Annotated in this window: 7 protein-coding genes; 2 read left to right on the top strand and 5 right to left on the bottom strand. The window is 72.8% G+C overall.

Annotation, left to right across the window (positions count from 1 at the left end):
- Positions 1–209 precede the first annotated feature (209 nt).
- A complete protein-coding gene (locus tag ACSNOK_RS26535) occupies positions 210–1,643 on the bottom strand; it encodes a DUF445 family protein (protein ID WP_436783300.1) in 1,434 nt (477 codons plus the stop codon).
- Between the two features lie 277 nt (positions 1,644–1,920).
- Between ACSNOK_RS26535 and ACSNOK_RS26530 the strand changes: the two genes are divergently transcribed.
- Positions 1,921–3,252, top strand: a complete 1,332-nt coding sequence (locus tag ACSNOK_RS26530; RefSeq protein ID WP_436783299.1) for an SGNH/GDSL hydrolase family protein — start codon at positions 1,921–1,923, stop codon at positions 3,250–3,252.
- A gap of 105 nt (positions 3,253–3,357) precedes the next feature.
- Here ACSNOK_RS26530 and ACSNOK_RS26525 read toward each other — a convergent pair whose 3' ends face one another.
- From ACSNOK_RS26525 to ACSNOK_RS26510, 4 genes are read right to left on the bottom strand one after another with little or no spacing between them, the layout of a single operon-like run.
- A complete protein-coding gene (locus tag ACSNOK_RS26525) occupies positions 3,358–3,990 on the bottom strand; it encodes a DUF1707 SHOCT-like domain-containing protein (protein WP_436783298.1) in 633 nt (210 codons plus the stop codon).
- Between the two features lie 25 nt (positions 3,991–4,015).
- Positions 4,016–5,023 carry an ABC transporter ATP-binding protein gene (locus tag ACSNOK_RS26520; protein ID WP_436783297.1) on the bottom strand — a complete coding sequence of 336 codons (1,008 nt, stop codon included), beginning with the start codon at positions 5,021–5,023 and terminating at the stop codon, positions 4,016–4,018.
- 2 nt (positions 5,024–5,025) lie between these two features.
- Positions 5,026–5,838, bottom strand: coding sequence for an ABC transporter permease (locus tag ACSNOK_RS26515; protein WP_436783301.1), 813 nt, complete (start codon positions 5,836–5,838; stop codon positions 5,026–5,028).
- Positions 5,839–5,842: 4 nt separating this feature from the next.
- Complete coding sequence (locus tag ACSNOK_RS26510; RefSeq protein WP_436783296.1) at positions 5,843–6,643, bottom strand: ABC transporter permease; 801 nt, start codon at positions 6,641–6,643, stop codon at positions 5,843–5,845.
- A 307-nt stretch (positions 6,644–6,950) separates the two neighbouring features.
- Here ACSNOK_RS26510 and ACSNOK_RS26505 point away from each other — a divergent pair.
- Positions 6,951–9,052: transglycosylase domain-containing protein (locus ACSNOK_RS26505; protein WP_436783295.1), on the top strand; the 2,102-nt coding region annotated here is incomplete at its 3' end.

The raw sequence follows: 9,052 nt of genomic DNA, 5'->3' as shown, positions 1-9,052 counted from the left end.
CCGGGTGGACCAGAAACGGGAGTGGGTGGGCGAGCACCTCCCGCACGTCCTCGAACGCCGGACGAGCCGGGTGGACCAGAAACGGGAGTGGGTGGGCGAGCACCTCCCGCACGTCCTCGAACGCCGGACGAGCCGGGTGGACCGGAAGCGGGGTGAGTGGGCGAGCGCCTCACGCGCGTCCTCGTGCGCCGGACGGGCTGGTGGGTCGGTCACGCTCCCAGCAAGCGTGATGCCGAGTAGATGAGCAAGCCCGCCAGTGCGCCCACCACCGTGCCGTTGATGCGGATGAACTGGAGGTCCCGGCCGATGTGTGCCTCGATCTTGCGGGACGTTTGCTCCGCGTCCCAGCCCGCCACGGTTTCCGTGATCAGTGAGGTGATCTCGTCCCGGTACGTCGTCACGACGTATACGGCCGCGTCCTCCAGCCAGCCGTCGACCTTGGCGCGCAGCCGTTCGTCCGTGGTCATCCGGGCGCCCAGGGAGAGGATCGCCGTCCGGGTGCGCAGCCGCAGTTCGCTGCGCTCGTCCTCCGCGGCGGCCACCACCATCGCCCGTACGGAGTTCCAGGCCGACGCGATCAGGTCCTGTACCTCGCTCCGGCCCAGGACCTCCGACTTCAGCCGTTCCACCCGCGCCCGGGTGTCCGGGTCGGACTGGAGGTCGTGCGCGAAGTCGGCGAGGAAGCGGTCGACCGCGCCGCGCGCCGGGTGGCCGGGCATGTCCCGCATCTCGGTGACGAAGCGCAGCAGCTCCTTGTAGACCCGTTCGCCGACCTTCCGGTCGACGAAGCGCGGTGTCCAGCCGGGCGCGCCGCCGGTGACGGCCTGCATCACCGAGTCCCCGTGCGCGACCAGCCAGTCGTGGGCCCGGGCGCACACCAGGTCGACGACCTTGTGGTGGCCGCCGTCGGCGACGATCCGCTCCAGCATCCGCCCGACGCCCGGAGCGACCTCCTGGGCGTCGGCCCGTCGGGTGACGGCCTCGCCGACCACCGCCTGTACGTCCGCGTCGCGGAGGACGCGGAGGGCGCCGCGCAGGGCGGTGGAGAGTTCGGCCGTCACCCGGTCGGCGCGTTCGGGGGCGGCGAGCCAGGCGGCAAGGCGGGAGCCGATGCCGACGGCCCGGAGCCGGCGGCGGACGACGTCGCCGGAGAGGAAATTCTCGCCGACGAACTCGCCGAGGCTCTGCCCCAACTGGTCCTTCTTGGTCGGGATGATCGCGGTGTGCGGGATCGGCAGGCCCAGCGGGTGGCGGAACAGGGCCGTGACGGCGAACCAGTCGGCGAGCGCGCCGACCATGCCCGCCTCCGCCGCCGCGGCCACATAGCCCGCCCAGGCGCCCGCGCCCGAGGACTTCGCCCAGGTGGCGAGGGCGTAAACGAGGGCGACGCCGAGGAGCAGCCCGGTCGCGAAGGCCTTCATCCGGCGGACGCCGCGGCGTTTCCGCTCGTCGGCCTCGCTGTAGGTGAAGCCGACGGGGGGTGTTCGTCCCGCCGTTGCTCCGGGGGTTCCCGTTGCTCCGGGGGCCCCTTTCACCCCGGGAGTCCCAGGCGCCCCCGTCGCGCCCGCGCCCGGCCGGGCGCCCTCCGTCGGCTCTCCGCCGTCCTCGGCGCCCGTCGCCGCGTCCTCATGGGACCGATTCATCCGTACCACCCGTCCGCGTTTCCTCGGAGGTTTCCCCGTCCCGCTCGGGAAGGCTCTTTTCTCTCTACCCGCTCGACTCGGGGAACGGCCCGGTAGTTCCCACCGTCTGACACGTCGCGGCCGGTCCGCACCGGCGGGCCGGCCGCCCGGAGCTCCCACGGCCCGCGTGGGATCATGGACCCGGCGACCGGGCCGAGGCGGCACCCGTACGGGCGCCTTCCCCGCCGGCCCGCCCGGATCCCGCCCCGTCCGACCGCCGTTCAGGAGACTTCCCGCGATGACCAGGCGTCCTCTGTCCCGCGGCACCGCCTGTGCCCTGATCGCCGCGCTGGTGGCCGTCGTCACCCTGGTCTCCGCGGCGATCTTCCTGGGCGCGGCGGGCCGCGACACGGGCGGCGGGGAACCGCGGCACCGGCGGCCGGACGCCGCGCCCGCCGCGGTGAGCGGCTGGACCGGTTCCTGGGCCGCCGCGCCCGCCGCCGCCGATCCGCGGGCGCCGGCCGGGCTCCCCGGGACGTCCGTCCGCAACGTGATCCACACCAGCGTCGGCGGCACCGGCGCCCGCGTCCACCTGTCGAACCTCTTCGGCGACCGGCCGCTCCGTCTCACCCACGCCTCGCTCGCCGTCTCCGCCGGACCGGGAACGGCCGCCGCCGTTCCGGGGACGATGCGGCGGCTGTCGTTCGGCGGCCAGGCCGCCGTGAGCGTGCCCGCCGGACGGGCCGCCGTCAGCGATCCGGTGCCGCTCACCGTGGCCCCCGCGTCCGACCTGCTCGTCACGGTCTACGCGGCGGCCCCTTCCGGGCCGGTGACACTGCACCCGCACGCCCGTCAGGTCTCCTGGCTCGCTCGCGGCGACCGGGCGGAGGACACCGACGGCACCCGGTACACCGTCCGCACGGCCTCCTGGCGGTACGTCACCGGACTCGACGTCTGGGGCACGCAGGCGACCGGCTCCGTCGTCGCCATCGGCGACTCCATCACCGACGGCGTCAACTCGACGATGAACGCCAACCGGCGCTGGACCGATTTCCTGGCGGCCCGGCTGCGCTCCGAGCCGGGCGCTCCACGGTACGGCGTGCTGAACGAGGGCATCAGCGGCAATCGCGTCCTGCTGAGCAACCGCGGCCGGGCGCCCTCCAACAACCCCCGCGCGCTCGACCGCTTCGACCGCGACGTGCTCGGCCGGACGGGGGTGCGGGCCGTCGTCGTCGAGCTGGGGGTGAACGACATCCTGCGGCGGCCGCAGCAGCTCGACGCTCAGCGCATCCTCGACGGGCTGCGGCGGCTGGTCGCGCGGGCGCACGCACGGGGGCTGGTGGTCGTCGGGTCCACGCTGACGCCGTTCGGCGGGCATCTGGGGGTGGTGCCGGCGCGGCAGGAGCCTGTGCGGCTGGCCGTCAACGCGGAGATCCGGGCCGGGCGAGTGTTCGACTCCGTGGTGGATTTCGACCGGGTGTTGCGGGATCTGGCTGATCCGCAGCGGTTGCTGCCCGCTTATGACAGTGGGGATCGGCTGCATCCGAATGATGCGGGGTATCGGCGGATGGCGGAGGCTTTTGATCTTGGGGCGTTGGTGGGGCGGCCGGTGCCTGCTGCCGTGCTTTAGCCCTCCGGGCGGGGTGGGTGGGGTTGGCCCCGGCCCCGCCCTTTCACCGTTTCTTGCAGGGGCTACGCCCCCGCACCCCCGAAACCGCGCTCCGCGCGGTTGTCCTCAAGCGCCGGACGGGCTCGTCAGGCCCTTGCGCTTCTTCCGTGTCACGCTCACCCCGCCCCAGAAGGCGAAGCCCGTGATGCGGACGCGGGGGGAGCCGGGGGTGCCCGTGTCCGCTCCCTTGGAGTCGAAGCCGCCCATCAGGCCCAGGCCGTTGACCTCGACGTACAGGTCCGGGGGGACGACGACCTCCATGCCGCCCATCACGGCGATGCAGCGGATCGTCACGTCGCGGCCCTCGAAGCGCGCCTGGCGGAGGTCGATTTGGCCGCCGCCCCAGAAGGCGAAGGCGGTGAAGACGCGCGGCACGGTCCACCGGCCCTGCCGTTGGAAGCCGCCCATGACGGCGACGGCGCCCCTGGACGACGGTGTTCCGCCGATCCGGGCCTCCCAGCCCTCGTCGGTCACGGCGGGGCCGCCCGAGGCGGGGACGGCGAGTCCGGTGCCGGCGGGCGGCAGGTCGCGGACGAGGGGGGCGAGGTCGGCGTGGGTCCGGGCCTTGTAGGCCGCGTCGAGACGCTCCCCGAACTCCTCCATGTCCAGCCGTCCTTCGGCGACGGCCGTCCGGAGCGCCTCGGCCACGCGCTCGCGCTCGGCGTCGGAGGCGCGCATCTCAGGGCGATCGCTTGTCATGACCACAGATTAGGGCCTGAGGGGCTCACAGGCCCGGCCGATCGGCGTACAGCCGGGCGATGACCTGCTCGATGTCCGGTTCGCGCACCGAGAGGTCGACCAGGGGGTAGCGCTCGGCGACGGCCGCCACGATGGGGGCGGCGCTGCGGGCCGCCGGGAAGGCGAGCCACTGACGGGGGCCCTCCACCCGGTCGACGCGGGTGCCGGGGATGTCGTCGATGGGCGGCAGTTCGTGCTCCAGGTCGACGACGAGCATCCGCTCGCTCTCCCCCACGGTGTGCAGGCCGTCCAGGGCGCCGTCGTAGACGAGCCGGCCGTGGTCGATGACCATCACCCGGCCGCACAGCTGCTCGATGTCCGTCAGGTCGTGGGTGGTCAGCAGGACCGTGGTGCCGCGCTCGGCGTTGAGGTCGCGGAGGAAGCCGCGCACCTTCGCCTTGCTGACCACGTCCAGGCCGATCGTCGGCTCATCCAGGTAGAGCACGTCGGGGTCGTGCAGCAGGGCCGCCGCGATGTCGCCGCGCATCCGCTGGCCGAGGGAGAGCTGCCGGACGGGGACGTCGAGGAGGTCGCCCAGGTCGAGGAGGTCGACGCAGCGCTCCATGTTGGCGCGGTAACGGGCGTCGGGGATGCGGTACATACGGCGGACGAGGCCGTAGGAGTCGCGCAGGGGCAGGTCCCACCACAGGGTGGTGCGCTGTCCGAAGACGACGCCGATCCGGCGGGCCAGCCGGGTGCGGTCGCGGGTCGGGTCGATGCCGGCGACCCGCAGCCGGCCGCCGCTGGGCATGAGGATGCCGGTGAGCATCTTGATCGTGGTGGATTTGCCGGCGCCGTTCGGGCCGATGTAGCCCACGATCTCGCCGCGCGGCACGCGGAAGGAGATGCCGTCGACGGCCCGGACCTCCCGGCGCTCGCGGCGCAGCAGGCCGGCTCGGCGGCGAACGTGGAACACCTTCTCCACGCTGTCGAGTTCGATGAACGCCTTGTCGTCGACGCCCGGTACGGAATCACTCTGGTCCGTTTCCGCCACTCTCAACTCCCCGTGCTCTGATAGCTCCTCAGGCCCGCCCGCCACATCAGCCCCGTGAGCGCGAGCAGCAGCACCGCCACCAGCGGGCCGCAGAACGACACCCAGCCGGGCAGGCGCAGCGGGTCGTCCCGGCCCAGCAGCCGCAGGACGGGCAGCCAGTTGACGAAGGCGAGCGGGACGACGAACGTCACCCCGCGCACCAGGTCCCTGGCGAAGACCGTCGGCGGGTACTGGAGCATGGTGACGCCGCCGTAGGTGAAGGAGTTGGCCACCTCCGAGGCCTCGGAGGCCCAGAACTGGAAGGCCGCCCCGGCCAGGAACACGGCACAGAAGATCGCCGTCCCCGCCACCACCGTCACCAGCAGGAACACCGCCTTGAGCGGCGTCCAGGCCACGTCGACGGAGGCCACGCCCCAGCCCAGCACCGCCAGCCCCTGGGCGATCCGGCCCAGCCGGCGGAGCGCGAACCGGTCGGCGGCCACCTGGGCGAGGACCGGCACCGGGCGTACCAGCAGGGTGTCGAACGTACCGTCGCGCACCCGGTGTCCCACGCGTTCCGCGTTCCCCAGGATCAGGTCGGCGAGGCCGAAGGAGGAGCAGGTCGCCCCGTAGAGCAGGGCGATCTCGGGGAGCGTGAACCCGCCCAGGGCGTCGATGTGCGAGAACATCAGCAGGATCGCGACGAAGTCGAGGCCGCTGGTGACGAAGTTGCCCACGATCATGAGGACGAACGACGCCCGGTACGTCATCGTCGAGCGCACCCACATCGCGGCGATCAGCAGGTACGCGCGGACGGCGTGCGTCCACAGGCCCATCCGCTCAGCCACCCTGGACCACCGCCTTCCGCGTGGCGCGCGCCTGCGTCAGCCGGCCGAACGCCAGCAGCAGCGCCGCCCAGCCGGCCTGGAAGGCCAGTGCGCCGGCCAGGCCCGTTCCCTCGTACCGGCCCAGCAGTACGTCCACCGGCACCTGGAAGACGGCGGCCCACGGCAGGGCCTGCGCCACGTCGCCGAAGGTCCCGGGGAAGACGGTGAGCGGCAGCAGGGTGCCCGAGAAGAAGAGGGTGAGCAGCTGGCCGACCATGACGACGCCGGCGCCGTCGAGCAGCCAGAAGGCGGACAGCGCCATCAGGAAGCGCAGGGCGAAGCCGACGACCACGGCCAGCGTCACGGCGCACAGGAACAGCAGCCAGCGCGACGGCCGCGTGGGGAGCGTGAGTTCGAAGCAGAGGGCGCCCGCCGTCAGCGGCACCACCCCGCGCCCCAGCAGCTGGAAGGCGGCCCGGCCCAGGTCGGCCGCGAGCCACCACAGCTGGAGGTCGGCGGGCCGGTAGAGGTCGACGGCGATGTCGCCGTTGCGGATGCGCTCCTGCAACTCCTGCTCGAAGCCGCCGCCGAGCAGTGAGACCGCCGCCAGCAGGGCCTGGCCGACCCAGACGAAGGTGAGGGCCTGCCCCTGGTCGTAGCCGCCAAGGTGGGGGCGCTCTTCCCAGAGGGCGGTGAAGGTGTAGGCGAGGATGAAGCCGAAGACCGTATTGGTGAACACGCCGGCCGCGGTGGCCATCCGGTACGTGGCGTGCCGCCGGAAGCCGCTCACCGCGACGGCGGCGTACAGCCGCATCCCAGGCCCCCTCGTCTCGTTGAACCTTGTCAGTCCGCCGACCGGCCGGGCCGAACCCGAAGCGCAGGAGCGTAGCCGCACCCCTCAGTCCCGTGCCATGGATTATTCACCCCTCGGAGTGGTCGCCCGCGGCCGAACGGCTCTGACCGCGCCGTACGGGGGCGCTGGATCCCTCCGGCCGGGACCGGTGGTGCGACAGTGCTTCCGGGAAGCACGGCAGCGCTGCCGGGTCGTGCGGCACCGCCTGACCGACACCGTCCGCCGTGGCCGCGCAACCCCGGCGACGGGCCGAGGAGTTCCGGGAAAGATGAGCGACGAGCAGTCACAGCACCGTACCCGCGCCAGGGGTGACGACCCGCCGGGCTGGGCCCCGAGAGGCGACGCCGCCCGCCCCCGCAAGCGCACCGGCTGGCGACGGCTGCTGCCCACGTGGCGCATGGTGCTCGGCGGGTTCCTGCTGGTCGTCCTCCTCCTCGCGGGCGGCCTGATCGCCGGGTACACGCTGGTCGACATCCCCGCCGCCAACAAGGCGGCGACCGCGGAGAGCAACGTCTTCCTCTACGCGGACGGCAGCCAGCTGGCCCGCGACGGGGAGGTCAACCGGGAGAGCGTCCCGCTCAGCCGCATCCCCAAGGCCGTCCAGCACGCGGTGCTCGCCGCCGAGGACCGCGACTTCTACAGCGAGTCCGCCGTCAACCCCGAGGCGATGGTCCGCGCGGCCTGGAACACCGTCACCGGCAAGGGCAAGCAGTCGGGCTCCACGATCACCCAGCAGTACGTCAAGAACTACTACCTGGGCCAGGAGCAGACCATCAGCCGCAAGGTGAAGGAATTCTTCATCGCCATCAAGCTGGACCGGGAGTCCGGCAAGGACGACATCCTGGAGGGCTACCTCAACACCAGCTACTTCGGGCGCAACGCGTACGGCATCCAGGCCGCCGCCCAGGCGTACTACGGCAAGGACTCCGACAAGCTCGACGTGGCCCAGGGCGCCTACCTGGCCACCCTGCTCAACGCGCCGAGCGCGTACGACGTCGGCGCCCACCCCGAGAACAAGCCGCGCGCCCTGGCCCGCTGGAACTACGTCCTCGACGGCATGGTCAAGAAGAATTGGCTGACCCGCGAGCAGCGCGCCGCCGTGAAGTTCCCCGCCCCGGGCAAGAGCAGGCCCCGGCTGGGGATGTCCGGCCAGCGCGGATACCTCGTCGAGGCCGTCAAGGACTACCTCACCAGCAACAAGATCGTCGACGAGCAGACGCTGGCCGCCGGCGGCTACCGCATCACCACCACCATCGACCGCGAGAAGCAGAAGGCGTTCACCGACGCCGTGCAGTCCGAGCTGATGGACGAGCTCAGCGACTCCCGGAAGACCGACTCCTACGTCCGCGCCGGGGGCGCCTCCATCGACCCGCGCACGGGCCGGATCGTCGCCCTCTACGGCGGCATCGACTACACGCGGCAGTACGTCAACAACGCCACCCGCCGCGACTACCAGGTCGGCTCCACCTTCAAGCCGTTCGTGTTCACCTCCGCCGTGCAGAACGACTCCACCACGCAGCAGGGCCGGGCCATCACCCCGTTCACGGTGTACGACGGCACGAACAAGCGGCCGGTGCAGGGCCCCGACGGGCCGGTCGGCTACGCCCCCGCCAACGAGGACGACCGCAGCTACGGGCCGATCACCGTCACCAAGGCCACCGACCTGTCGGTGAACGCCGTCTACGCGCAGATGGCCGAGGACGTCGGCCCGTCGCGGGTGAAGGCCACCGCCGTCGCCCTCGGCGTCCCCGCGAAGACGCCCGACCTGACCGCCTCCCCCTCGATCGCCCTCGGCCCGGCCACCGCCAGCGTGCTGGACATGACGCAGGCCTACGCCACCCTCGCCAACCACGGGCGGCACGGCCCGTACACGCTGGTGGAGAAGGCCACCAAGGGCGGCGAGACGCTCCAGTTGCCCGACCGGGGGGAGCGGAAGCAGGCCGTCCCCCGGGAAGCCGCCGACACCACCACCTCCGTGCTGCGGAGCGTGGTCGAGAGCCCGGGCGGCACGGGCGCCGCCGCGCGCGCCGCCGGACGGCCCGCGGCCGGCAAGACCGGCACCGCGGAGGAGGACAAGGCCGCCTGGTTCGCGGGCTACACCCCCGACCTGGCCACCGTCGTCGCCGTCATGGGACAGGACTCCGAGAGCGGCGAGCAGAAGCCGCTGTACGGCGCGACCGGGCTGCCCCGCATCAACGGCGGCGGCTACCCGGCGCAGATCTGGGCGGCGTACACCGCCGACGCGCTGGAGGGCACCCCCGCCCACGACTTCGACCTGGAGCTCCAGCAGGGCGCCGAGAGCCCGCCGCCGGAGCCGCCCGCCACCTCCGCGCCGCCGGAGCCGTCCGCCAGTCCGCCCCCGTCCACCAC

Source organism: Streptomyces sp. URMC 126, from assembly GCF_051386555.1.
In the GTDB taxonomy this organism is placed as follows: Bacteria; Actinomycetota; Actinomycetes; order Streptomycetales; family Streptomycetaceae; genus Streptomyces.
The sequence above is the reverse complement of the archived record's forward strand: the minus strand, read 5'-3'. Positions and strand labels throughout refer to the sequence as shown.

Excerpts from the sequence above, each read along its gene's own strand:
- ACSNOK_RS26515 (WP_436783301.1), bottom strand. The coding sequence starts at position 5,838 with ATGGGCCTGTGGACGCACGCCGTCCGCGCGTACCTGCTGATCGCCGCG.
- ACSNOK_RS26525 (WP_436783298.1), bottom strand. The coding sequence starts at position 3,990 with ATGACAAGCGATCGCCCTGAGATGCGCGCCTCCGACGCCGAGCGCGAG.
- ACSNOK_RS26535 (WP_436783300.1), bottom strand. The coding sequence starts at position 1,643 with ATGAATCGGTCCCATGAGGACGCGGCGACGGGCGCCGAGGACGGCGGA.
- ACSNOK_RS26510 (WP_436783296.1), bottom strand. The coding sequence starts at position 6,643 with ATGCGGCTGTACGCCGCCGTCGCGGTGAGCGGCTTCCGGCGGCACGCC.
- ACSNOK_RS26530 (WP_436783299.1), top strand. The coding sequence starts at position 1,921 with ATGACCAGGCGTCCTCTGTCCCGCGGCACCGCCTGTGCCCTGATCGCC.